Genomic DNA, 22,007 nt, shown 5'->3' with positions numbered 1-22,007 from the left:
CGGCCTCCGCATTGAAGAATATCTCCATTCACTCATGGGGATCAGTCAACATCTTGCGGAGGAAGCGTGCTCACGAGAAGGAACCTGCTCGTCGCCGCCGGTGCGGCTGTGGTCGGCGCCGTCCCGCTGGCCGGCCCGGCCACGGCCGCGTTGCCGCAGCTGGACATGGAGGCGCTGATCAAGGCGGCGCAGATCGACCCACGTCGGCCGGACACCGCACTCACCGACGGGGCCAAGGACAGCGTCCTGCTGGTGGAGCGCGCACTCCAGGCCAGAGGGCTGCTCTCGTCGGCGTACGTCGACGGGCACTTCGGCACCAGCACGATCGCCGCGTACGCGGCGTACCAGCGGTCCCTCGGCTACACGGGTCTCGACGCGACCGGCCTTCCCGGCCCGTCGTCGCTGCGGTCGCTCGGCGAGGGGCGCTACACCGTGGCCCGGGCGATCTCGCCCGGCAGTGTGGTGACCCTGCGCGGTGTGCAGGTCAACACCCGCACCAGGACGATGCTGTTCGAGGCCGAACGTCTGCTCGGCCGTCAGCTCGGCATCACGCAGGGCTCCTACAGCAGCGGTGTGGGCGCCTCCGCCGGCACCCACGACGGCGGCGGCGCGCTCGACCTGTCGGTCAGTGGCCTCTCGTCGGCCGTCCGGACGGACGTGCTGCGTCGACTGCGGACGGTGGGCTTCGCCGCCTGGCTGCGGACGCCGGCCCAGGGGGACTGGGGCTACCACATCCACGCCATCGCGCTCTCCGACACCGACCAGTCGACCGGCGCGCAGAACCAGGCCGGCGACTACTACCTCGGTCGTAACGGCCTGGCCAACCGGGGTGCCGACGACGGACCGGCAGTCAGCCCCAAGCGGACCTGGGAGGAGTACCAGCGGACGCTCTGAGGCGCGCTGACTCGCCCCCCATCTCTGCGGCACAGAGGAGCACCGTTGTCCATCCGTACCAGCCGTCTCCTGCGCGGCACCGTCGCCGTGCTGACCACGGCACTCACGACCGCGGCGATCAGCATCGCCAGCTCGACCGGGGCCCAGGCCGCCGTGAACACGTCGGCCAGTTACCTGGTGGTCTACAACAACAACATCGAGAACTGGCTGCCGAGCTCCTGCGCGGACGGCTACAGCTGGGACCGCCTGATCACCTACATCAAGGGCCGACCGCTGAGTCCGGACATCTTCACGGTGCAGCAGGTGTCCAACCAGACGCAGCTCAACACCCTGACGCGGCGCCTCTCCGACGAGCTGCCCGGCACGTACGCCGGGCAGATCGCGATCGCGAGCCCTGGTTCGATGGGTTACACCAGCACCTGCGGCAGGTTGAAGAACCAGCAGACCAACGCCGTCATCTACCGCACGGACCGGTTCACCTACGAGGACGCCACCCGATGGCGCTCCGACGCCCCCGAGGACTACGACGCCGGCACCGGTGGGTGCCAGAACCTCGAACCCACCCGCAGCAGCCAGGACCGCGTCCACAACATCGCCGTCCGGCTGCACGACAACGTACGCAACGAGGACGTGTCGGTGGCCTCGATCCACTGGCCGACCAACACCTGGCACGGCCCGAGGTGCGCCGACGAGAACATCAAGGAGGCCGACGAGGCGATGGACCGTCTCGGTGGCGGCCTGAAGATCGTCGCGGGTGATGCCAATGCCGAGCCCGAGGACGCGGGCTGGTGGGACGACGGCAAGGCCGACGGCTACCGCGACCCGATCGCCGAGAGGTGCGGTAGCCGCGACTGCTCCTCGGCGTACGACACCAACGGCAGCCGGCGGATCGACTTTCTGCTGGTCAAGAGCGGCAACGGCTTCAGCAACGTCGCGACCGTCACGCCGTCGATGACCGGCGGCGAGTACTCCGAGCACCGCGCTCTCACCGCCCACGTGAATTACTGAGGACCGACACGGCGGCACGGCACGTCGCCCGACGTGCCGTGCCGCCGCACCATCCCCGAGGTCGATGATCGACTCGCGTTCCTGGCGGCCGGGATATCCGAGGTGTCCCGACCCCGACACCACCACAACCGGGTCGATCACGTTCAGCGGTACGCCGGGGTCAAGAAACTTTGGGCGTACCTGTCGATCGGGGTTGATCCTCTTCGTAGCCCTGGTGAGAGCCCGGCACCGCGACGGGCCACGCACCCACTGGAGGGCACGATGACCAGCACAGCGACCACCACCCCCGCCGCCACGTCGACCTTCGGCGCGCTGATCCGGACCGGTCTCGTCGCCACGGTTGCCGCGAGCGCCGCCACCATGGCCGTCGCCGCCGTCGGCCACGCGGCAGGAGTCAGCCTCGACGTGGCCGACGCGCCGATTCCGGTGACGGGCTTCGGCGTGCTGACCGCCGCCTTCTCGCTGGTCGGGGTGCTCCTTGCCGCGTTGCTGTCCCGTTTCGCCCGGCGTCCGCGGCGCACGTTCGTCCGTACGACGGTGGTGCTGACGGCCCTGTCGCTGGTGCCGGACGTCATCGCGGACGCCGGGGCCGGCACCAAGGCGCTGCTGATGCTCACCCACCTGGTCGCGGCCGCGATCGTGATTCCCGCCCTCGCGCGCCGCCTGGCCGCCTGACCTGCCGTCATCCACCCGCCGACCCACCGGAGGATCGTCATGAAGCAGTACCTGCTGTCCGTTCACCTCGTCGAGGGCGCGCCGGCCCCGTCCGACGAGGAGATGCAGACCATGTTCGCCGAGACCGGCCGGATCAACGACGAGATGCAGGCCTCGGGCGCCTGGGTCTTCGGCGGAGGGCTCCTCTCGCCGGACAGCGCCACCGTCGTCCGGATCGAGAACGGCGCCACCACCATGAGCGATGGGCCGTTCGTCGAGACGAAGGAGCACATGGCCGGGTTCTGGGTCATCAGGTGCGCGGACCTGGACCAGGCGCTCGCCTGGGCCGAGAAGTGCGCGGCGGCCTGCGGCCCGGTCGAGGTACGCCCCTTCGACGACCTGTCCCAGGCCTGAACAGGAGTCGGTCCCCGACATGGACCTGGCAGGGATCTACCGCGCGGAGTACGGCCGCTGCGTCGCCACCCTGGCCCGCATCCTCGGTGACATCAACCTCGCCGAGGAGGCGGTCCAGGACGCCTTCACCACGGCGTTGCAGAAGTGGCAGACCCCGCCACCCAACCCGGGCGCCTGGATCGTGACCACCGCCCGCAACCGGGCCGTCGACCGGCTCCGCCGGGAGTCGACCCGCGAGGCCCGGCACGCCCAGGCACTGCTGTTGCACCACCAGGACGAGCCGCGAGAGGTGGGACCGGTGAAGGACGACCAGCTGCGACTCATCTTCACCTGCTGCCACCCGGCGCTCGCTCCCGACGCGCGGACCGCCCTCACGCTGCGCCTGCTCGGTGGCCTCGACGTGTCGGAGATCGCCCGGGCCTACCTGGTCCAGGAGGCCACCGTCGCCCAGCGGATCGTGCGCGCCAAGAAGAAGATCCGAGACGCCACCATCCCGTACCGGGTGCCAGCCGAACACGAGCTGCCGGACCGGCTGCCGCCGGTGCTTACCGTGCTGTACCTGATGTTCAACGAGGGCTACGCGTCCACCGCCGGGCCGCTGATCAGAACGGACCTGTGCACCGAGGCGATCCGGCTCGCCCGCGAACTCGCCACGTTGATGCCCGACGAGCCCGAGGTCCTGGGCCTGCTCGCCCTGTTGCTGCTGACCGAGGCCCGTCGCCCGGCCCGGCTCGACCCGACCGGCGAACTGGTGCTGCTGGCCGACCAGGACCGCTCACTGTGGAACCGTGCGCTCATCGCCGAGGGCCACGACCTGGTCCGCCGCTGCCTGCGGCGCAACCGGCCCGGCGCGTACCAGATCCAGGCCGCGATCAGCGCTGTGCACACCGACGGCGCCGCCACCGACTGGCCACAGGTCCTGGCACTGTACGACCAGCTCCTCGTGCTCACGCCGACCCCGGTCGTCGCGCTCAACCGTGCCGTCGCCGTCGCCGAGGTGCACGGGCCGGCGGTGGCCCTCGCCAGTTTGGAGGGTGTCGACCTCCCGGGCTACCACCGGCTGCCCGCCACCCGGGCCGAACTGCTCGCCCGCCTCGGACGCGACGACGAGGCCCGAGCGGCCTACGACCAGGCCGTGGCGCTGGCCACCAACGAGACCGAGCGGGCCTACCTGCAGAACCGTCGTACCGCACTGACCCACCCGTGAACGGTGCACATCATGACCGCCACCCGCACCGAGGACCAGACACCGCGGCTCCCGCCCCGGCGACGAGCGCGTCTGCCGGGGCGGCTCGGTGTCCGGAACTGATCACCACTGGTGGGCCACGTCGAGCACCACCCGACTGTGTGCGCCGGGACCGGCGAGGACGAACGCGCGGAACGGCAACCGTGCCCGTACGCCGACCGCGAAGGTGCTGTAGCCCTCGAAGCTGCCGCCGAAGACGACGTCCCGCAGCGTCGGGTAGCGCAGCAGGTTCGCGACGTGCTCGCCGACCGCGTACGGCACAGTGCCCTGGTGGGCGTCGTCGTACGCCGGTGCCCGCAGCGAAACCCGCAGCAGCGCACCTCCGGCGGTGTACGGCGACAACGCCAGCCCTTCGCCCTCGGTCCACGTCTCGCCGTAGCCGACCGCGTAACCGTCGACCGGGCCGGCGAACTCGAACACCACCCGGTCGTAGCAGTCGTGCCGGCCGGCGCGGACGTCGACCAGCGGGGCGTCGCTGAGCGCGCCGGCCGACTTCTCCGCGCTGCCCCAGGTGATGCCGCAGGACGCCGACCCGGTCGTGGCGCCCGCCGTGGTGCTGCTGCCCGCGCCGACGACCAACCCGGCGAGGACGACCACCAGTGCCGTCAGTGAGCTTCTGATCCTCATCGTGGTTCTCCGTTCGAGAGTCGGGGTCACGTGACGGCGGCGCTGCCGGTGACCCTCTGCCGTCACCGTCGTCGTTTCTCGGCACGGGCACTTCGCCGCGGCGTAACCGCCGTGTAACAGCCGATCGCCTCGGCGGTATGACGCTTCCGCTATGTCGGACATCGACCGCCTGGGCTCTAGCATTCACGTACATCGATGACCGGTGGCCGGTGGCCGCCGGACGACCGCAGGGGAGTGCGTGATGTTCCGACGACAACTGAGACGTACGGCGATGGCCATGATGGTGGCCGTGCTGGCGGCAGCCGGGGTGCAGCTCGCCACGGGCGCTCCGGCCGCCGCCGTGCGGACCGTCTACTACGACGCGAGCCGGACCGGCGAGTTCCGCACCAACTTCGACCAGGCGGCGCAGATCTGGAACAGCCGGGTCAGCAACGTCCGGCTGTTGGCCGGCACCCCGGCCAGCATCACCATCTACGTCGACGAGGGCTGGCCCCGGGCGCAGCCGACCGGCCTCGGCTCGGGACGGATCTGGATGGGCCGCCAGGCCGTCAACCAGGGCTACGACCGCACCCGCATCGCCACCCACGAAGTCGGCCACATCCTGGGCCTGCCGGACCGGCGCACCGGGCTGTGCTCCGACCTGATGTCCGGCAGCAGCGCCCCGGTGTCCTGCCGCAACGCGAACCCCAGCTCGGCCGAGGCGAGCCGGGTGAACTCGCTGTTCGCCGGCAGCCTGGCCGCTCCGGCCAGTACGACGTACACCTGGACCGGCGCCTCCGACATCGAGCCGTTGGTGGTCGGCGGCCGGCCGGCGTCGGAGAACTACCCGTTCATGGTCTACGTCTCCGGCTGCACCGGCACGCTGATCAAGGGCAACTGGGCGGTCACCGCCAAGCACTGCTCGACGCCGTCCTCGGTGCGGGTGGGCAGCGTCAACCGCTCCAGCGGCGGGACGGTGGTGCGGGTGACCCGTGCGGTCAACCACCCGAGCGTCGACGTCAAGCTGCTGCAACTGGCCAGCTCGGTCACCTACGCACCGGCCCCGATCCCGAGCACCTCCGGCGCGGTCGGCACCGCCACCCGGATCATCGGCTGGGGCCAGACCTGCGCGCCCCGGGGCTGCGGATCGGCCCCGGCGGTCGCCAACGAGCTCGACACGTCCATCGTGGCCGACAGTCGGTGCTCGGGCATCAACGGCCCGTACGAGATCTGCACCAACAACACCAACGGCAACTCCGGCGCCTGCTACGGCGACTCGGGTGGGCCGCAGGTGCGCCGGGTCAACGGGGTGTGGAACCTGATCGGCGCGACCAGCCGCGCCGGCAACAGCAACTCCACCTGCGCCACCGGCCCGTCCATCTACGTCGACCTGCCGTCCATCCGGACCTGGATCTCCACCCAGGTCGGCGGGCTGCCCGTCTGACCATCGAGGACGCCGCCAGCGGGGACGCGCACACCCGCGCGTCCCCGCTGGCGGCGTGGCGGTGTCACCCCACCCGATCCCACCATGCGATACGGTGCGTGGCATATCCACGCATCGGAGGTGCACCCCGTGCCTGCCGTCGTCGCCCTCGCGCTGACCCTCGCTCTCGCGCCCGCGCCGTCCCCGTCGGCCACCCCGGGTCCGGTCGCCGACCTCCTCGGTGGCGTCGGCCGGATCGTCGACGACCTCCTCGAAGGCGACGGCGCACCGAGCGCGGCGCCGACCGCGCCCCCCACGCCGAGGCCGCCGGCGGTCACGAGCCAACCCGGCCCGGTGAGACCGACCGCGGCCCCCACGTCCGCGGGCTCGCCGGCCGCGGTCCACGTCCCGGCTGCTCCGGTCGCACCCGCTCGCCCCGTCGGTGGCGAGGTCACGGGCACCCGTACGGCAGCCGTGCCCCGCCGCGACGGCGCCCCTCCCGCTCCGGTCACCCCGCCGGCGCTCGCCAGCCCCGCCCGCGACAGCTGGCCGCCCGTCTCCTATCTGCTGGTCCTGGCAGGCCTGGTGGTGCTGGTGCTGCTCCTGCTGCGCCGCCGTCCCCCGGCCGCCGCTCCCGCGCCAGCCCCGGGTCCCGCGCCAGCCCCCGCTCCCACGCCGGATCCCGGCCCGGTGCCGGACAATGTCAGCCGGTTGCCCACCAGCCTCAACGCCGTCTACGAGCTGGGTCGGCTGGACGAGCGGCTCGCCCAGGAGCGCGGTCGCCCCACCTGAGGCGTGCCCGCAGCCTCACTGCGCCGAGTAGGCACCCTCGCGCCGCGGGATCTCGTCGTCGTAGGCCCCGACCGGCCCGCTGTGGCGGACCCTGCCCTCCGGGTACGGCCAGGCGTTCGCGGTGCAGCCGTGCCGGCCCAGCGTCTGTTGCTGCATCACCGGCGCCGGCCGGCCCCGCCCCGGGCACCGCTCGTGACCGAACCCGAGCTTGTGCCCCACCTCGTGGTTGACCATGTACTGCCGATAGGTGGCCAGGCTCGCGCCGTAGCCCGGTACGCCCTTGACCCAGCGCGCCACGTTGAGCACCACGCGGCCACCGTTGCGGCACGAGGTGTAGCCGTCCGGCACGTCCTGGCAGAGTGTGTCGCGGGTGCCGGGGGTGGCCAGGTAGATGGTGAAGTCGGTGGCTTCGCCGGCACCCACCCGGCGCAGCCGCCACGCCCCGCCGGCCGTCCACCCGCGGGGATCGTTCAGTGTCGCGGTGATCGCCGTGGCGACGTCGCCCACCGGCAGCCCCCGGATGTCCCGTTCCACGACGATCCGGTACCGCAGCAGCCGACCGCCGCCCGGGCGTCCGGGTGCCGTCTCGCCGGCTGCGGTGGACCAGCGGTTGCCACCGACGGCCGGGTAGCTGATCGGGACGACGGGCAGGGGACTGGGCGTCGCGTCGGCGCTGCCGGTCGGGCGCCCGGTGGCAGCCACCGTGGGCGACCCGGCGGGGCCGGCACCGGTCGGGGGCTGCCCGGCCGCTGGCATCCCGCATCCGGTGAGCAGCGCCACCACCACCGGCAACGCCGCCGAGGCGGTACGCCACCGGTGGGTAACCTTCGTCGACATGTCTCTCCCCTCGCGCGTCGCTCGGCGGCGGCGCGGAGGAGAAGACGGGTGACCGTGGCGAAAAGTTGATGTGACCCACCGCTCAACCTTTTGCCGACCTGACCCGTCCATAGCGGTGTGGGACGGGGGAGGGTTCGCGGTGGCGCGGGGTGACAGGGAGTTCGTCGAGTTCGCGAGGGCGGCGTCCGCGCGGCTCGTGCACGCCGCGTTCCTGATGACCGGCGACCACCACCAGGCCGAGGACGCCGCGCAGACCGCCCTGGTCCGTACCTATGCCTCGTGGTCCCGCATCCATGACGACGACGCCTACGGGTACGCCCGCCGCACCCTGGTCAACCACCTGGTCGACGGGTGGCGGCGGCCGATGCGGGAGTACCCGACCGACGAGGTGCCGGAGCAGCGGCGCGGCGACGTGGCTGACGAGGTGACCACCCGGCGCTGGCTGATCACCATCCTCGGCGCGCTCAGCCCCCGGGAGCGGGCCATCGTCGTGCTGCGCTACTACTTCGACCTCCCGGAGGCGCAGGTGGCCCGGGAACTCGCCGTGTCGGTGGGCACGGTCAAGAGCACCAGCTCACGAGCCCTGGAGAAGCTGCGCAGCGCCGGGCCGCGGACATCCGACGAGGAGGCGCGCCGATGAGCGAGCTGGAACGGCTCCGCCAGGCCATGCGGGACACCGAGCGCCCCGACGCATCGCTCGATCTGGCCGTGGTGATGCGCGAGGGGCGGCGGTTGCGGACCCGTCGGCGGGTTGCCGGTGCCGGGGCGGCGACGCTCGCGGCCGGCGTGGCCGCCGTTGTCGTCGTGGTGGCGGTCGGCGCCCTGCCGGGTGACCCGCCGACGCCCGAGCGTCCGCCACCGGTCGCGGTCGCTCCGCCACCGGCCGGCGTCTCGCCGACGGCGTCGACCTCGTCGGAGCCCACTCCACCGCCGACGGTGGCCCGCGACGTGCCGCCCCCCAAGCCCCTGGGCCAGCTGATCGACAGCGGGGTGCGACACGGTGCTGACCAGCGGGTCTACTACTTCGTCGGGGTGTCGGTGCCCGGCGAGCCGAAGGTCTCCATCGGGCTGGCCGCCGGTCGCCGCGCCGCCAACGGCATGCTGACCACGGACCTCCTGGTCAACGACGTCGACGGGGCCGACCGCAGCCCCGGGTTCCATCAGATCGGGTACGACGAGGGCTCGTCGACCGTGCCGGTGCCCACCTTCGGCTATTTCGTCGGCCCCGCCCACCGCATCGTCGGCACGGTCGGTGGTCGGCAGGTCGACGCCCGACTGGCCCGGTGGAGCATGGACAAGCAGGTGCTGATCTTCTGGTTCGACCCGGTCGAGCTGACCCCGGGGGAGCGGCTCGACGGCATCATCGCCCGCGACGCCAGCGGCCGCCGGCTCTGACGCGCTGCCGGCCGGTCACTCAGGCGGGGTCGGCGGCCAACCGGCGCTCGATGGTCACCGTCGTCCCCTCGACGGTGGAGACCAGCCGCACGTCGCCGTACGCGTTCATCAGCAGCGCGCCGCGCCCCCGGTCCATGGCGGGTCGCCGGTCCCGCCAGGTGCCGAAGTCCCGCACCGAGATCCGGACCAGGTCGACACCGACCTGGACCCGCACCCGCACCTCCGGGCGGCTGGGCCGCTGCGCGTGCTCGACGGCGTTGTTCATCGCCTCGGACGCGGCGAGCAGCAGATCCTCCAGCACGTCCGGGTCGACGTCGAGGTCGCCCAGCGCCCGCCGGACGTCCCGACGCATGACCGCGGCCGAGGTGGGCACGGACGGGTACGCCCACCCGACGTCCAGGACGTCGCCCAGCCTGTGCCGGTCGGCCGGAGCCTGCGCAACCACCGGAACGTCGCCGACGGGTTCGACCGCCGGGGCCGGCGCGGCGTCGGTGACCGCGGCCGGTCGCGTCGTCGCCGGTGCGGCGTCGACCGTCGCCGGGCTGGCGGCGGTGCGGACGCGGGCCCGCCGGATGGCGGCCCGGATCCGGGCGATCAGCTCGGCCGCGGCGAACGGCTTCACCAGGTAGTCGTCGGCGCCCAGGCTCAGGCCCTCCACGCTGGCCTCACCGCCGGCACGGGCGGAGAGCACCAGCACCGGCAGCGCCCGGGTCGCCGGATCCGCGCGAAGCCGGCGCAGCAGGTCGAAGCCGTCCAGCACCGGCATCATCACGTCGGTGAGGAGCAGGTCGGGCCGCTCGCGGCCGATCTCGTCGAGGGCTTGCCGGCCGTCGGTGACGGTCCGCACCCGCCAGCCCTGCCCGGTGAGCAGCCGGCTGAGGTACGCCCGCATGTCGCTGTTGTCGTCGGCGACCAGGATCCGGGACCCGGCCAGCTCGTCCACCGGCGGGCCGCTCGTACGGTCGGGCTCCGTCACGCTGCTGTCCGGTTCGGCGAGCCAACCCATCGCCTCCTCGGCAGCGGCGCGGGCGGCGTCGCCCCGCCCGTCCACCGGCGGGCCGGTCAGCGCCGTGCGGCGCGCCGCCGACCAGGGAAGCGCCACGGTGAAGGTGGTGCCTTCGCCCACCCGGCTGGCCACCCGGACCTCGCCGCCCTCCAGCCGGGCCAGCTCGTGCACCAGGGCCAGGCCGATGCCGGTGCCCTCGTGGCTGCGTGAGCGGGCGCCCCGTACCCGGTGGAAGCGTTCGAAGAGTTTCGGCAGGTCCTGGTCGGCGATGCCGATGCCGGTGTCCGCGACGGTGAGGCGTACCTCCTCGTCGTCGGCGTCCAGGGTGACCCGGATCCGACCGATGAACGTGTACTTCAGGGCGTTGGAGAGCAGGTTGGTGACGATGCGCTCCCAGTTGACCGGGTCGATGGTCACCGGCCGTGGCAGCGGTGGGCAGGCCACCTCCAGGGTCAGCCCGGCCCGCTCGACGGCGGCCCGGAACACACCGGCCAGCTCGGCGGTGAGCGCGGACAGGTCGACCGCGCGGGCGTCGCTGCGCGCCCGCCCGGCCTCCAGACTGCTGAAGGTGAGCAGGCTGTTGACCAGCGTCAACAGCCGGGTGGCGTTGCGCCACGCGGTCTCCGCCCGCTCCCGCTGCACGGGGGCCAGGGGCGCGGTCGCGTCGCTGAGGGCGTCGGCCAGCGGGCCGAGCATGAGGGTCAACGGGGTACGGAACTCGTGGCTGACGTTGGCGAAGAAGTCGGTCTTGACCCGGTCCAGTTCGGCCAGCGCCTCGACCCGGCGCCGCTCCTCCTCGTGCTCCTGGGCGTTGCGCAGCGCCACGGAGATCTGCTGCGCCAGCAACTGGTCGAAGGACCGGTACGCCTCGTCGAGCCCTCGGCTGGGGCTGACCCCCGCCAGCAGGACACCGAGCGGCTGGTCCTCGTCGCCGGAGGGGAGTGGCAGCGCCAGCGCGGTGTGGACCAGGTCGCCCCACGGGCCGGCGGGCAGTGGCAACCGGGCGGCGACGTCGCTCACCGGGGTCGGGCGGCCCTCGGCGGCGTCCGGCAGCCCCCACGCGTACGCGACCGGGCCGGGGTCGGCCAGCTCGACGGTGTCCGGTAGCGCCCCCTCGTGCCCCTGGTCGCCGCCGGTGCAGGCGAGCCGCCGCAGCACCGCGCCGTCGCGCAGGTAGATGGCGGCGAACGGCACGTCCAGTGGGTGGCTGTCGATCGTGCCGATCAGTCGGGCGGCGGTGGCGTCCACGTCGACGGTGCGCCCGTCGCCCAGAACGGACAGGTCGCGCAGCAGGCGCAGCCGGCGTTCGCCGACCACCTGCTCGGTGACCTCGCTGCACACGGTGAAGACGCCGACGGTGCGGCCGTCGTCGTCGCGGGCGGGCGCGTGCGAGACGCTGAAGTACGCCTCCTCGCGGTAGCCGGCCCGCTCCAGCAGCAGTTGCAGCGCGGGGACCCAGCTGGCGACCCCGGTGGCCATGGCCTGCTCGATCAGCGGGGCGAGCACGTCCCAGCCCTCGGCCAGGGTCACCCGCACGTCGTTGCCGAGCGCGGCGGGGTGCTTGTCGCCGATCAGCGTGGAGTACGCGTCGTTGTAGAGCTGGGAGAGGTCGTCCCCCCAGAGCAGCAGCATGGGATAGCGGGAGGAGAGCACGAGCCGGACCGCGGCGCGCAAACTCTGTGGCCATCCGCTGACCGGGCCGAGTGGCGTGTGGGCCCAGTCCAGCTCCGCCATCAGCCGACCGGTGTCACCGCCGCCGCTGAACAGGTCGATGCTGGGTCGTGTCACGCTCGACCCGGCCCCATCGCTAGCCCCCGTTCCGGGCCCGACGACCCCTGCTGCGTTACCTACCCATCCTGGCATCTCTACTCACCTGTGCCGACGCCGGTACCCACCGTCGAAGCGGCGGCGGTTCGGGACGAACGACCGATGCTCAACGGATCGACATCTGTAAGTGTCTCGGGTATCTCTCCAACCCCGAGGAGCCCCCATGAGAGGCAGAACGCTGAGCGCGGGAATCGCGCTTGCCGTGTTCGCCGGGATGACGGTGACGCTGGCCGCCCAGCCGGTAGCCGCGTCACCGAGGACCACGACGACGGAGGCCCGGCCGATCGCCGCGACCGCCGCCGCGTTGGCAGCACCGGACATCTCCGTCAGCAACATCCAGGCCCACCTCACCCAGTTCAACAGCATCGCCACCAGCAACGGCGGCAACCGCAGGGCCGGCTCGGCCGGCTACACCGCCTCGCTGACGTACGTCAAGACCAGGCTCCAGTCGGCCGGCTACACCGTCAGTGAGCAGTACTGCTCCAGCTGCACGTACCCCTCGAACAACCTGATCGCCGAGTGGCCGGGCGGCCCGACCGACCAGGTGGTCATGTTCGGCGCCCACCTCGACGGCGTCTCGGCCGGCCCCGGCATCAACGACAACGCCACCGGCTCGGCGACCCTGCTGGAGAACGCGCTGGCTCTGGCCGCGCAGAGCCCGACCATGACGAAGAAGGTCCGGTTCGCCTGGTGGACCGACGAGGAGCAGGGGCTCAACGGCTCCCGGTTCTACGTCAACTCGCTCAACGCCACCCAGCGCGGCTACATCAAGGGTTACTACAACTTCGACATGGTCGGCTCGGTCAACGGCGGCTACTTCATCAACCGGGTGACCTCGACCACGGCGGCGCCGCTGAAGGCGTACTGGGACTCGTTGGGCCTCCAGCCGGAGGAGAACGTCGAGGGTCAGGGCCGCTCCGACGACTACTACTTCCAGCAGGCCGGCATCCCCACCTCGGGGTACGCCGCCGGCGCGAGCGCCCGCAAGACCAGCTCCCAGGCGGCCAAGTGGGGCGGCACGGCCAACTCCGCGTACGACCCGTGTTACCACCGCGCCTGCGACACCACCGCCAACGTCAGCGCCACCGTGCTGAACCGGGCGGCCGACGGTGTCGCGTACGCGCTGTGGCAACTCGCCGTGGGCGGCGGCACCCCCACCAACGACTTCTCGGTCGCGGTCAGCCCCACGACGCGCACCGTCGCGCGGGGCGCCAGCACCACCGCGACGGTAGCCACCGCCACCACGGCCGGCTCGGCGCAGTCGGTCAGCCTCTCCGCCTCCGGCGCGCCCAGCGGGGTGAGCGTCTCGTTCAGCCCGTCCGCGGTGACCTCCGGCAGCTCGTCGACGATGACCCTGACCGCGTCGTCAAGCGCCGCGACCGGCACCTTCACGGTGACGGTCACCGGCACCGGCTCGGTCACCCGCAGCGCCACCCTCACTCTCACGGTGACCGGCACCGGCGGCTGCGCGGCCACCCAGGTGATCGGAAACGGCGGCTTCGAGAGCGGCGCCACGGTGTGGACGGCGTCCTCCGGCGTGATCACCAACGCCAGCAGCAAGCCGGCCCGAACCGGGTCGTACAAGGCGTGGCTCAACGGGTACGGCAGCACCCGCACCGAGACCCTGTCCCAGTCGGTGACAGTGCCGGCCGGCTGCGCCAGCTACACGCTGTCGTTCTGGACGCGCATCGACACCGCCGAGACGACCACGTCCACGGCGTACGACAGGCTGACCGTGCGGATGGGCTCGACCACGCTGGCGACGTACTCGAACCTCAACGCCTCCACCAGCTACGTCCAGCGCACGCTCAACGTTGCCGCGTACGCCGGGCAGACGGTGACGCTCACGTTCACCGGCACCGAGGACTCGTCGTTGCAGACCAGCTTCGTGATCGACGACGTGACGTTGCAGGCGAGCTGACCGCGTACCCGAAGGGGCGAGCCGCCGCCGGGGTTCCCGGCGGCGGCTCGTCGCGTCGCGGGTCAGGGAAGCTGCGGGTAGAGCGCGGCGACACCGCCGGCCAGCCCGGCCTGCACCTGGCGGCTGAGGTCGTCGGCGAGGATCTCGTACGCGTCGGCCTCGATGCCGTCCACAGCGATCCGGGCGATCGTCGCCGGGTCCAGTTTCGGGCCGGTGACGTCGGCGGCCATGTCGGTGTCCAGGTAGCCGACGTGCAGGCCGGCGACCCGGACGCCCCGCTCGGCGAGCTGGACGCGCAGCACGTTGGTCATCGACCACTCGGCCGACTTGGCGGCGCTGTAGGCCCCGTGGATCGGGGCACCGAACCAGGACAGCACGGAGAGCACGTTGAGGATCGTTCCGCCGCCGTTGCCGGCGATGACCGGCGCGAACGCCCGGACCGTCGACAGGGTGCCGATGTAGTGCGTCTCCAGCTCCAGCCGGACGAGGTCCAGGTCGCCGTCGAGCAGATCGGTGCGGGTGTCGATGCCGGCGTTGTTGATCAGCAGGTTCACGTTCCCGGCCAGCGTGGCGGCGGCGGCCACCGAGGCGGGGTCGGTGATGTCGAGGCGTACCGGCGTCACGCCGGGCAGGTCGACGCTGTCGGGGTTGCGGGCGCCGGCGTAGACGGTGGCGCCCCGGGCGAGGAGTTCGGCGGCCAGGTGTCGGCCGAGGCCGCGGTTGGCGCCGGTGACGAGGGCGGTGGTTCCTGCGATCTTCATGGCCGTCACGCTATCCGACCTGACTTGCGTTTACCAAAGTCAGCTACGTCACGAGGGCCACCCCCTGAATCGGGAATGCGACCCCGAGGCGGCCACAACCCGGCCGGTGACGGCTCGTATCCTTTCCGCGAACCTCCGCACGAGCCGAGATGGGAGACGGTGTGAGCAACCAGGCCGAAACGTTGGAGTTCCAGGCCGAGGCGCGTCAGCTCCTCCAGTTGGTGGTCCACTCGATCTATTCGAACAAGGACGTCTTCCTACGGGAACTCATCTCGAACGCGTCCGACGCACTGGACAAGCTGCGACTGGCCACGCTGGTCGACAAGGACCTCGTCGCCGACACCGACGACCTGCACGTCACCCTCGAGATCGACCGGGACGCCCGCACCCTCACCGTGCGGGACAACGGCATCGGGATGACCCGTGACGAGGTCGTCCAGCTGATCGGCACCATCGCCAAGTCGGGCACCGCCGAGCTGCTGCGCAAGCTGCGCGAATCCGCCGACGCCCACGCCTCGCAGGATCTGATCGGCCAGTTCGGCGTCGGCTTCTACGCCGCGTTCATGGTCGCCGACCGGGTCACCCTGCTGACCCGCAAGGCCGGCGAGACCGGCGGCACCCGCTGGGAGTCCACCGGCGAGGGCACCTACTCGATCGAGTCCGTCGACGAGGCGCCGCAGGGGACCACGGTGACCCTGCACCTCAAACCGGTCGACACCGAGGACAACCTGCACGACTACACCGCCGAGTGGACCGTCCGGGAGATCGTCAAGCGATACTCCGACTTCATCGCCTGGCCGATCCGGATGAGCGTCGAGCGGCCGGGCGCCGACGGTGAGGCCGCCACCAGCGAGGTGCAGACCCTCAACTCGATGAAGGCGCTGTGGGCGCGGCCCCGCGACGAGGTCGACGCCGCCGAGTACAACGAGTTCTACAAGCACGTCAGCCACGACTGGGCCGACCCGCTCGAGGTCGTGCACATGAAGGGCGAGGGCACCTTCGAGTACGAGGCGCTGCTGTTCCTGCCCAGCCACGCCCCGCTCGACCTGTTCTCCCCGCAGGGCCGCCGGGGCGTGCAGCTCTACGTCAAGCGTGTCTTCATCATGGACGACTGCGAGGCGCTGGTCCCGACGTACCTGCGCTTCGTCAAGGGCGTGGTCGACGCGCACGACCTGTCGCTGAACATCTCCCGCGAGATCCTCCAGCAGGACCGGCAGATCCAGATCGTCCGCCGTCGCCTGGTGAAGAAGATCCTCGCCACGGCCAAGGACCTCAAGGCCAACCACGCCGAGCGGTACCGCACCTTCTGGACCGAGTTCGGCGCGGTGGTCAAGGAAGGGTTGATCGACGACACCGACAACCGCGACACCCTGCTGGGCCTGCTGTCGGTCGCCTCCACCCACGACCCGGCCGAGACCACCGACCTGGCCGGCTACGTCGCACGCATGAAGGACGGCCAGAGCGACATCTGGTACGCCACCGGCGAGTCCCGGGCCGCCATCGAGAACTCGCCGCACCTGGAGGCGTTCCGGGCCAAGGGCCACGAGGTGCTGCTGCTCACCGACCAGGTCGACGAGGTGTGGGTCGAGCGGGTCGGCGCGTACGACGGCCGGCCGCTGCGCTCCATCGCCAAGGGCGAGATCGACCTGGACACCGACGAGGAGAAGCAGCAGGCCGAGGCCGAGCGCGAGCAGCAGCGACAGGAGTTCGCCGCCCTGCTCGACTGGCTGGGCACCACCCTGACCGACAGCGTCCGGGAGGTGCGTCTGTCGTCACGGCTGACCACCTCGCCGGCCTGCGTCGTCGGCGACGCCCACGACCTCACCCCGACCCTGGAGAAGATGTACCGGGCGATGGGGCACGAGGTGCCCCCGACCAAGCGGATCCTGGAGATCAACCCCGGTCACCCGCTGGTGTCCGGGCTGCGCAAGGCCCACGAGCAGGGCGGCGACCAGGCGGCGCTGACCGAGACCGCCGAGCTGCTCTACGGTCTGGCGGTGCTCGCCGAGGGCGGTGAGCTGACCGACCCGGCCCGCTTCACCCGGACGCTCGCCGACCGGCTGGCGCGCACCCTGTAGCTGGCGTACCCCCTCCGACGGCGGCGGGCTTCCCGGATCACCGGGTGGCCCGCCGCTGTCGCAGGGCGGCTACGGCTACCACCGGTTCCAGTGGGCGAAACCGTCCGCGTCGGCCCGCGGGCCGGGCTTGAAGTCGGTGCCCAGGGTGTACGCCACGGGCGTGAGCGCCACCTGCACGACGGTGTCGTAGGGGATGCCGAGCAGGTCTGCCATCTCCCGTTCGTAGCTGAGGTGGCTCGTGGTCCACGCGGTGCCGAGCCCGCGTTCCCGGGCGGCCAGCATGAAACTCCAGAACGCCGGGATGACCGAACCCCAGGCCCCGGCCTGCCCGCGCACGCTGCTCAACTCGGCGCGGGACTCGACCCGCAGGCAGGGGATGAGCAGCAACGGGACCTCGTGCAGGTGGTCTGCCAGGTGTTGCAGGCTGCCGGCGATCCGGCCCCACTGCTCGGAGGCGAAGTTCATCCGACTGAAGGCCGGCCCCGTGGCGCCCGACGCCGGTGGGGGCGCCATCAGGCCGAGTCGCCACAGCCGGGCGACAGCGGCCCGGGTCTGTGGGTCCTCGACGAAGATGAAGTCCCAGCGCTGCCGGTTACGGCCGCTGGGTGCCTGGAGCGCGATGCGCAGGCAGTCCTCGATCACGTCACGGGGGACCGGGCGTCCCAGGTCGAGACGCTTGCGGACGGCGCGGGTCGTGCTCAGGACCTCGTCGGCCGACAGGCCCAGTGTGCGCGGCCCGCTCTGCCCGGCCGGTGCGGTGTCGCTCATGCGGGAACTCCCACTCGTTCGGCCAGGTCGAGGTTGGCGACGATCGCGGGAAGGAGCCCGGGAAACCGGTCGTTGATCTCGTCCGCACGCAGTTCGTGTCGGCGGAAGCTGCCGTTGGGCGTGACACGGAGGACGCCGGCTGCCCGTAGCACCTTCAGGTGATGCGACAGCGTGGACATGCTCACTTCGGACAACGCGTCGAATTTACCGCAGACGACCCCGCCGGCCTGGGCCAACTGTCGGACGACACTCAGGCGCACCGGGTCGGCGAGGGCGCCGAGCACGGTGGCGAGGTCGACCGAGGCGAGATCGGGATGATGCAGGGCTCTCATGGAGGCCATGCTAGCTTTGGTTTCGTGATTTCGAAAATCTTCCAAATGATGAGCGGAGCACGGTCATGCCTTTCGACACTGTGATCTTCAGCGGGGAGGGCCCGCACGGCGATCCCTGGCACCCGTTGGCCGAGACCAGCGCGGCGATCGCCAACCTCGTCGGCGACGGCGACCGGGTGGCGATCGTGACCACGGTCGACCAACTCGCGGCCGCGCTCGACGGCGCTCGCCTGCTGGTGGTGAACGCCAGCGCCGACCGCACCGCCCCGATCCCCGAGGACGAGGAGTTCGGTCGCGTCCTCGACGACTTCCTGGCCCGTGGCGGCAGCCTGCTCGCCATGCACAGCGCGACGATCGCGTTCCCCCAGCTCGCGGCCTGGCGGTCGACGGTCGGCGCCGCCTGGGAGCACGGCCGGACCTTTCACCCGCCGATCGGGTCGAGCCTCATCCGACGCACCGACGTCGAGCACCCGATCACTACCGGTCTCGTGGACTTCGAGGTGCACGACGAGCGCTACACCGACCTGGAGGTGCTCGACGGGATCGACGCGGAGACCCTCTACGTCCACGACGAGGGTGGCGACACCCACCCGCTCGTCTGGGCCCGCACGGTCGGGAGCAGCCGGATCGTCTACGACGCACTCGGTCACGACGCCCGGTCGTACGAGTCGCCGGGGCACGTGGAGCTGCTGCGGCGCATCGTGCTGTGGCTCCGTCACGGCATCTGATCCGCAACGGTCCATGGTGGTCACTGCACACTGACCGCCCGCCCGCAACCGCTGCGGGCGACGCCCCGCGTACCCCGGTGAAGAACTTCACAGGGGTTGGGCGATCGTCACCGACCGTGCCTAACGTCGGTCGGGTTCGCCAATGCGGACACCACGGCCGGCAACGCCAAATCCTGCCCCCGGTCGTCGGAACCCAGTCACCCGGGCAGGAGCGGGGGACCCAACGTTCCTCGGTGCATGTCACCTCGGGGTGAAGCCGCCACCGCGCGGCCGGGCTCCTCGGCCCGAACCCGACAGCTCACCTCGCCGGCGCGGAGGAAGTTCACATGACGTCTGTCCACACGCCCCGTCACCGACGGGTCACCACCCGCCGCCTCGCCCTGGCCGTCGGTGCCGTCACCGGTGCCGTCGCCCTGTTCGGCCCGGCCGCCCCCGCGCAGGCCGCGGTCAACTGGGACGCGATCGCCCAGTGCGAGTCCGGTGGCAACTGGAAGATCAACACCGGTAACGGCTACTACGGTGGCCTCCAGTTCTCCCAGAGCACCTGGGCCGGCTACGGCGGCAAGAAGTACGCCGCCCGCGCCGACCTGGCCAGCCGCGGCGAGCAGATCGCGGTCGCCGAGAAGGTGCTCGACGGGCAGGGCATCGGCGCGTGGCCGACCTGCGGCAAGAAGGGCGGCTCCTCGGCCGGTTCCGCCACGAAGCCGTCGACGAAGTCCACCGCGAAGCCGTCGACGAAGTCCACGCAGAAGTCCACCGCGAAGCCCACCGAGCAGCAGGAGCGGCCCTCCCGGCGGGAGCAGCCGGCGACCCGCAACCACGAGCGCACCGCGCCGACCACGGGCGGCCAGACGTACCTGGTCAAGCCGGGTGACACCCTGTCGGAGATCGCCGACAGCCACCGGGTGACCGGCGGTTGGCAGGCGCTGTACGAGCACAACCGGCAGCTCATCGGGGCCGACCCGGGTCTGATCTTCCCGGGTCAGCGGCTCAGCCTCTGACGGTCTTCCCGCATCAGCGGCTCAGCCTCTGACGGATGACACACGAACGCTCGGCCGGGTCACCGGCCGAGCGTTCGCGTGTGTGGATCAGCCCGAGCGTTCGTACTCCCGAGGGGTCGCCGTCACGCGGCGGAGGCGGACGCCTTCGGCCCTCGGTGTGACGTGACCGGGCCGGCGTTCCAGCCCCAGCGGGGAGCCGGTGCGCTGCTCTCCCCGGTCCAGGCCGTGCCGCCATCCGCGCTGTCGTCGCCGTCGATGGTCATCTCGACCGAGGTGGATGTGCTGCGGGCCAGTCGGATCGACTGCTCGGCGCCGGCGCGCGCCGCGCACGGCCAGGACTGCCCGGCGCACTGGAGGTTGCGGCACTGACCCTCGTCGTCCGGCTCGTGGGCGCTCAGCACGTCGATCGCCAGTTGCCAGAGCAGCGGGTCGGTCACGTCGTGCGGCCGCTCGGCACTGCGACTCGGCCGGTTGCTGGTGTCGTCGTCGGACATTGTGGGTCCCCCCTCGTCAGGCTGTACCCCACAAGGGTCACCCGTCAGCCGCCGGTTAAACCGCCGACCTGCTGTGATGTGTCTCCGGTCGCAGCGGACGCGGGGACACCGCACGCAGATCGGTCAATCCGGCAACAGCGGCATCTCGACGCCCGGCTCCCGACCGAGCAGCACCGCTCGGGTGAGCGCCGTCGAGCCGAACCGGTCCCGGACCGCGTCGACCGCGGCGTCCAACTCCGCGCCGGGATCGCGGTGGAACGGCAGCTCCGGTTGCACCGGGTTGTCGTCCAGATTGCCCACCGAGACACCGATCAGGGTGACACCACGGCGATCGATCTCGGCCAGTGCGGCTCGCAGCAACGTGCGTGCGGCTGCCAGCAGCGGCGTCGTGTCGGCGGTCGCCTTGCCGATGGTGTGCGAGCGGGTCGCCCGGGTGTAGTCGCCGAAGCGCAACCGCAACACCACCGTGCGACCGGACCGCCCGGCCGCCCGCATCCGGCGGCTGACCCGGTCGACCAGGCCGGCGAGGATGGCATCCAGCTCCGCCGGGACATGCGGGGTACGGCTCAGCGCGTGCTGCGCGCCCATCGAGCCGCGTCGGCGGCCGACCAGCACCGAGCGGGGATCGCGGTTGTGCGCCAGGGCGTGCAGGTGCCGGCCGGCGCCCGACCCGAGCAACGACACCAGGGCGGCCTCGCCGAGCCGGGCCACGTCGCCGACGGTACGGATCCGGCGTTCCCGCAGCTTCGCCGAGGTGACCGGGCCGACGCCCCACAACCGCTCGACCGGCAGCGGGTGCAGGAACGCCAGCTCGGCGTCCGGTGCGACCACCAACAGACCGTCCGGCTTCGCCACCCCGCTGGCCACCTTGGCCAGGAACTTCGTGCGCGCCACACCAACCGTGATCGGCAGGTGGACCCGCTCCCGCACCTCCTGGCGCAGCCGCTCGGCGATGTGGGCCGGCGACCCGACCAGCCGCCACAGGCCACCCACGTCCAGGAACGCCTCGTCGATGGAGAGCCCCTCGACCAGCGGGGTGGTCTGCCGGAAGATCTCGAAGACCGCCCGGCTCGCCTCGGTGTACGCCGACATCCGCGGCGGCACCACGATCGCGTCCGGGCACAGGCGGCGCGCCTGCTGACCGCCCATCGCGCTGCGTACGCCTCGCGCCTTCGCCTCGTAACTGGCCGCGAGGACCACGCCGCCGCCGACGATCACCGGCCGCCCCCGCAGGCGCGGGTCGTCACGCTGCTCGACCGACGCGTAGAAGGCGTCCAGGTCGGCGTGCAGGATGCTGGCCCCGGTCGACACGTACACATGTTCGCATGGCGGCCGGTCATCGCGGCAGTGAGCTGGGCGAACGCCCGATCAGTCGAGGCAGAACTCGTTGCCCTCCGGGTCGGCCATCACGAGGTGACCGGCACCCATCGGGGGAGCGGGCTCGTGCCGATCGAGCCGGGTGGCGCCGTGCGCGGTGAGGCGCTGCGCCTCCGCCTCCAGGGCCGCCATCCGCTCGTCGCCGGTCAGCCCGGGAGCGGCCCGCACATCGAGGTGTACGCGGTTCTTCACCTGCTTGGGCTCGGGCACCCGCTGGAAGAACAGCCGCGGTCCCGCACCGTCGGGGTCGACCACCGCCGAGGCGTCGTTGCGGTTCTCCGGCGGCACCCCCATCGCGTCCAGCGCCTGCTCCCATGTCTCGAAGTTTCCGGGCGGGCCCTGCAACCGGTAGCCGAGGGCCTCGGCCCAGAACGCGGCCATCCCGGCGGGGTCGGCGCAGTCGAACGTGATCTGCACATCGCGTGCCATGTCAGCTCCCTGTCTC

General features: G+C 71.7%; 22 protein-coding genes and 1 riboswitch. Of the genes, 13 read left to right on the top strand and 9 right to left on the bottom strand.

Going from position 1 to position 22,007, the window contains the following annotated elements:
- Nucleotides 1–66: 66 nt before the first annotated feature.
- From LADH09A_RS27665 to LADH09A_RS27645, 5 genes are all read left to right on the top strand, one after another.
- Nucleotides 67–894, top strand: a complete 828-nt coding sequence (locus LADH09A_RS27665; protein WP_238648587.1) for a peptidoglycan-binding domain-containing protein — start codon at nt 67–69, stop codon at nt 892–894.
- 45 nt (nt 895–939) lie between these two features.
- A complete protein-coding gene (locus tag LADH09A_RS27660) occupies nt 940–1,902 on the top strand; it encodes an exonuclease/endonuclease/phosphatase family protein (RefSeq protein ID WP_238648586.1) in 963 nt (320 codons plus the stop codon).
- A 261-nt stretch (nt 1,903–2,163) separates the two neighbouring features.
- Nucleotides 2,164–2,577 (top strand): DUF6069 family protein, encoded by a 414-nt coding sequence (locus LADH09A_RS27655; RefSeq protein WP_238648585.1) that lies wholly within the window; start codon nt 2,164–2,166, stop codon nt 2,575–2,577.
- 39 nt (nt 2,578–2,616) lie between these two features.
- The gene (locus LADH09A_RS27650; protein ID WP_238648584.1) at nt 2,617–2,970 is read left to right on the top strand and encodes a YciI family protein; all 354 of its coding nucleotides are present in this window, start codon (nt 2,617–2,619) and stop codon (nt 2,968–2,970) included.
- 19 nt (nt 2,971–2,989) lie between these two features.
- Nucleotides 2,990–4,177, top strand: coding sequence for an RNA polymerase sigma factor (locus tag LADH09A_RS27645; RefSeq protein ID WP_238648583.1), 1,188 nt, complete (start codon nt 2,990–2,992; stop codon nt 4,175–4,177).
- 102 nt (nt 4,178–4,279) lie between these two features.
- Here the strand turns inward: LADH09A_RS27645 and LADH09A_RS27640 are convergent, their stop codons facing one another.
- Nucleotides 4,280–4,843, bottom strand: coding sequence for an AMIN-like domain-containing (lipo)protein (locus LADH09A_RS27640; RefSeq protein ID WP_238648582.1), 564 nt, complete (start codon nt 4,841–4,843; stop codon nt 4,280–4,282).
- A 241-nt stretch (nt 4,844–5,084) separates the two neighbouring features.
- On the opposite strand from LADH09A_RS27640, the gene LADH09A_RS27635 reads away from it, so the two are divergent.
- Both LADH09A_RS27635 and LADH09A_RS27630 read left to right on the top strand, forming a co-directional pair.
- Nucleotides 5,085–6,266: a snapalysin family zinc-dependent metalloprotease gene (locus LADH09A_RS27635; protein WP_238648581.1), complete on the top strand. Its 1,182-nt coding sequence runs from the start codon at nt 5,085–5,087 to the stop codon at nt 6,264–6,266.
- A 129-nt stretch (nt 6,267–6,395) separates the two neighbouring features.
- Nucleotides 6,396–7,037 carry a hypothetical protein gene (locus LADH09A_RS27630; protein ID WP_238648629.1) on the top strand — a complete coding sequence of 214 codons (642 nt, stop codon included), beginning with the start codon at nt 6,396–6,398 and terminating at the stop codon, nt 7,035–7,037.
- Between the two features lie 15 nt (nt 7,038–7,052).
- Here the strand turns inward: LADH09A_RS27630 and LADH09A_RS27625 are convergent, their stop codons facing one another.
- Nucleotides 7,053–7,874: a DUF3152 domain-containing protein gene (locus LADH09A_RS27625; RefSeq protein WP_238648579.1), complete on the bottom strand. Its 822-nt coding sequence runs from the start codon at nt 7,872–7,874 to the stop codon at nt 7,053–7,055.
- Between the two features lie 139 nt (nt 7,875–8,013).
- Between LADH09A_RS27625 and LADH09A_RS27620 the strand changes: the two genes are divergently transcribed.
- Complete coding sequence (locus LADH09A_RS27620) at nt 8,014–8,514, top strand: SigE family RNA polymerase sigma factor (protein WP_238648578.1); 501 nt, start codon at nt 8,014–8,016, stop codon at nt 8,512–8,514.
- Nucleotides 8,511–9,269 carry a hypothetical protein gene (locus LADH09A_RS27615; protein ID WP_238648577.1) on the top strand — a complete coding sequence of 253 codons (759 nt, stop codon included), beginning with the start codon at nt 8,511–8,513 and terminating at the stop codon, nt 9,267–9,269. Before LADH09A_RS27620 ends, LADH09A_RS27615 begins: the two co-directional genes overlap by 4 nt.
- A gap of 19 nt (nt 9,270–9,288) precedes the next feature.
- Here the strand turns inward: LADH09A_RS27615 and LADH09A_RS27610 are convergent, their stop codons facing one another.
- A complete protein-coding gene (locus tag LADH09A_RS27610) occupies nt 9,289–12,063 on the bottom strand; it encodes an ATP-binding protein (RefSeq protein WP_238648576.1) in 2,775 nt (924 codons plus the stop codon).
- 202 nt (nt 12,064–12,265) lie between these two features.
- Between LADH09A_RS27610 and LADH09A_RS27605 the strand changes: the two genes are divergently transcribed.
- The gene (locus LADH09A_RS27605) at nt 12,266–14,023 is read left to right on the top strand and encodes a M28 family peptidase (RefSeq protein WP_238648575.1); all 1,758 of its coding nucleotides are present in this window, start codon (nt 12,266–12,268) and stop codon (nt 14,021–14,023) included.
- Between the two features lie 62 nt (nt 14,024–14,085).
- On the opposite strand, the gene LADH09A_RS27600 is transcribed toward LADH09A_RS27605, so the two are convergent.
- A complete protein-coding gene (locus tag LADH09A_RS27600) occupies nt 14,086–14,784 on the bottom strand; it encodes an SDR family oxidoreductase (RefSeq protein WP_238648574.1) in 699 nt (232 codons plus the stop codon).
- Nucleotides 14,785–14,933: 149 nt separating this feature from the next.
- Between LADH09A_RS27600 and htpG the strand changes: the two genes are divergently transcribed.
- Nucleotides 14,934–16,862, top strand: coding sequence for a molecular chaperone HtpG (gene htpG, locus LADH09A_RS27595; protein WP_238648573.1), 1,929 nt, complete (start codon nt 14,934–14,936; stop codon nt 16,860–16,862).
- Between the two features lie 75 nt (nt 16,863–16,937).
- On the opposite strand, the gene LADH09A_RS27590 is transcribed toward htpG, so the two are convergent.
- Nucleotides 16,938–17,630 carry a nitroreductase family protein gene (locus tag LADH09A_RS27590; protein WP_238648571.1) on the bottom strand — a complete coding sequence of 231 codons (693 nt, stop codon included), beginning with the start codon at nt 17,628–17,630 and terminating at the stop codon, nt 16,938–16,940.
- Entirely contained in the window at nt 17,627–17,962 is a 336-nt protein-coding gene (locus LADH09A_RS27585; RefSeq protein ID WP_238648569.1) for an ArsR/SmtB family transcription factor, read from the bottom strand. Before LADH09A_RS27585 ends, LADH09A_RS27590 begins: the two co-directional genes overlap by 4 nt.
- Before the next feature lie 65 nt (nt 17,963–18,027).
- Here LADH09A_RS27585 and LADH09A_RS27580 point away from each other — a divergent pair, with 65 nt between their 5' ends.
- Both LADH09A_RS27580 and LADH09A_RS31810 read left to right on the top strand, forming a co-directional pair.
- Nucleotides 18,028–18,690, top strand: a complete 663-nt coding sequence (locus LADH09A_RS27580; protein ID WP_238648568.1) for a ThuA domain-containing protein — start codon at nt 18,028–18,030, stop codon at nt 18,688–18,690.
- A gap of 154 nt (nt 18,691–18,844) precedes the next feature.
- Nucleotides 18,845–19,016, top strand: a riboswitch (cyclic di-AMP (ydaO/yuaA leader).
- A complete protein-coding gene (locus LADH09A_RS31810) occupies nt 19,017–19,691 on the top strand; it encodes a transglycosylase family protein (RefSeq protein ID WP_274530243.1) in 675 nt (224 codons plus the stop codon).
- A 122-nt stretch (nt 19,692–19,813) separates the two neighbouring features.
- Here LADH09A_RS31810 and LADH09A_RS27565 read toward each other — a convergent pair whose 3' ends face one another.
- From LADH09A_RS27565 to LADH09A_RS27555, 3 genes are all read right to left on the bottom strand, one after another.
- The gene (locus LADH09A_RS27565; RefSeq protein WP_238648567.1) at nt 19,814–20,185 is read right to left on the bottom strand and encodes a hypothetical protein; all 372 of its coding nucleotides are present in this window, start codon (nt 20,183–20,185) and stop codon (nt 19,814–19,816) included.
- A 123-nt stretch (nt 20,186–20,308) separates the two neighbouring features.
- Complete coding sequence (dinB, locus tag LADH09A_RS27560; RefSeq protein WP_238648566.1) at nt 20,309–21,496, bottom strand: DNA polymerase IV; 1,188 nt, start codon at nt 21,494–21,496, stop codon at nt 20,309–20,311.
- Between the two features lie 57 nt (nt 21,497–21,553).
- Nucleotides 21,554–21,991 (bottom strand): VOC family protein, encoded by a 438-nt coding sequence (locus tag LADH09A_RS27555; RefSeq protein WP_238648565.1) that lies wholly within the window; start codon nt 21,989–21,991, stop codon nt 21,554–21,556.
- Between the last annotated feature and the right edge of the window lie 16 nt (nt 21,992–22,007).

Source organism: Micromonospora cabrerizensis (genome assembly GCF_022230955.1).
Lineage (GTDB): Bacteria > Actinomycetota > Actinomycetes > Mycobacteriales > Micromonosporaceae > Micromonospora > Micromonospora cabrerizensis.
The sequence above is the reverse complement of the archived record's forward strand: the minus strand, read 5'-3'. Positions and strand labels throughout refer to the sequence as shown.

Coding starts and splice junctions, on each gene's coding strand:
- LADH09A_RS27600 (WP_238648574.1), bottom strand. CDS start 14,784: ATGAAGATCGCAGGAACCACCGCCCTCGTCACCGGCGCCAACCGCGGC.
- LADH09A_RS27625 (WP_238648579.1), bottom strand. CDS start 7,874: ATGTCGACGAAGGTTACCCACCGGTGGCGTACCGCCTCGGCGGCGTTG.
- LADH09A_RS31810 (WP_274530243.1), top strand. CDS start 19,017: ATGACGTCTGTCCACACGCCCCGTCACCGACGGGTCACCACCCGCCGC.
- LADH09A_RS27605 (WP_238648575.1), top strand. CDS start 12,266: ATGAGAGGCAGAACGCTGAGCGCGGGAATCGCGCTTGCCGTGTTCGCC.
- LADH09A_RS27615 (WP_238648577.1), top strand. CDS start 8,511: ATGAGCGAGCTGGAACGGCTCCGCCAGGCCATGCGGGACACCGAGCGC.
- LADH09A_RS27590 (WP_238648571.1), bottom strand. CDS start 17,630: ATGAGCGACACCGCACCGGCCGGGCAGAGCGGGCCGCGCACACTGGGC.
- LADH09A_RS27645 (WP_238648583.1), top strand. CDS start 2,990: ATGGACCTGGCAGGGATCTACCGCGCGGAGTACGGCCGCTGCGTCGCC.
- LADH09A_RS27635 (WP_238648581.1), top strand. CDS start 5,085: ATGTTCCGACGACAACTGAGACGTACGGCGATGGCCATGATGGTGGCC.
- htpG (WP_238648573.1), top strand. CDS start 14,934: ATGGGAGACGGTGTGAGCAACCAGGCCGAAACGTTGGAGTTCCAGGCC.
- LADH09A_RS27555 (WP_238648565.1), bottom strand. CDS start 21,991: ATGGCACGCGATGTGCAGATCACGTTCGACTGCGCCGACCCCGCCGGG.
- LADH09A_RS27585 (WP_238648569.1), bottom strand. CDS start 17,962: ATGAGAGCCCTGCATCATCCCGATCTCGCCTCGGTCGACCTCGCCACC.
- LADH09A_RS27650 (WP_238648584.1), top strand. CDS start 2,617: ATGAAGCAGTACCTGCTGTCCGTTCACCTCGTCGAGGGCGCGCCGGCC.
- LADH09A_RS27565 (WP_238648567.1), bottom strand. CDS start 20,185: ATGTCCGACGACGACACCAGCAACCGGCCGAGTCGCAGTGCCGAGCGG.
- LADH09A_RS27655 (WP_238648585.1), top strand. CDS start 2,164: ATGACCAGCACAGCGACCACCACCCCCGCCGCCACGTCGACCTTCGGC.
- LADH09A_RS27580 (WP_238648568.1), top strand. CDS start 18,028: ATGCCTTTCGACACTGTGATCTTCAGCGGGGAGGGCCCGCACGGCGAT.
- LADH09A_RS27640 (WP_238648582.1), bottom strand. CDS start 4,843: ATGAGGATCAGAAGCTCACTGACGGCACTGGTGGTCGTCCTCGCCGGG.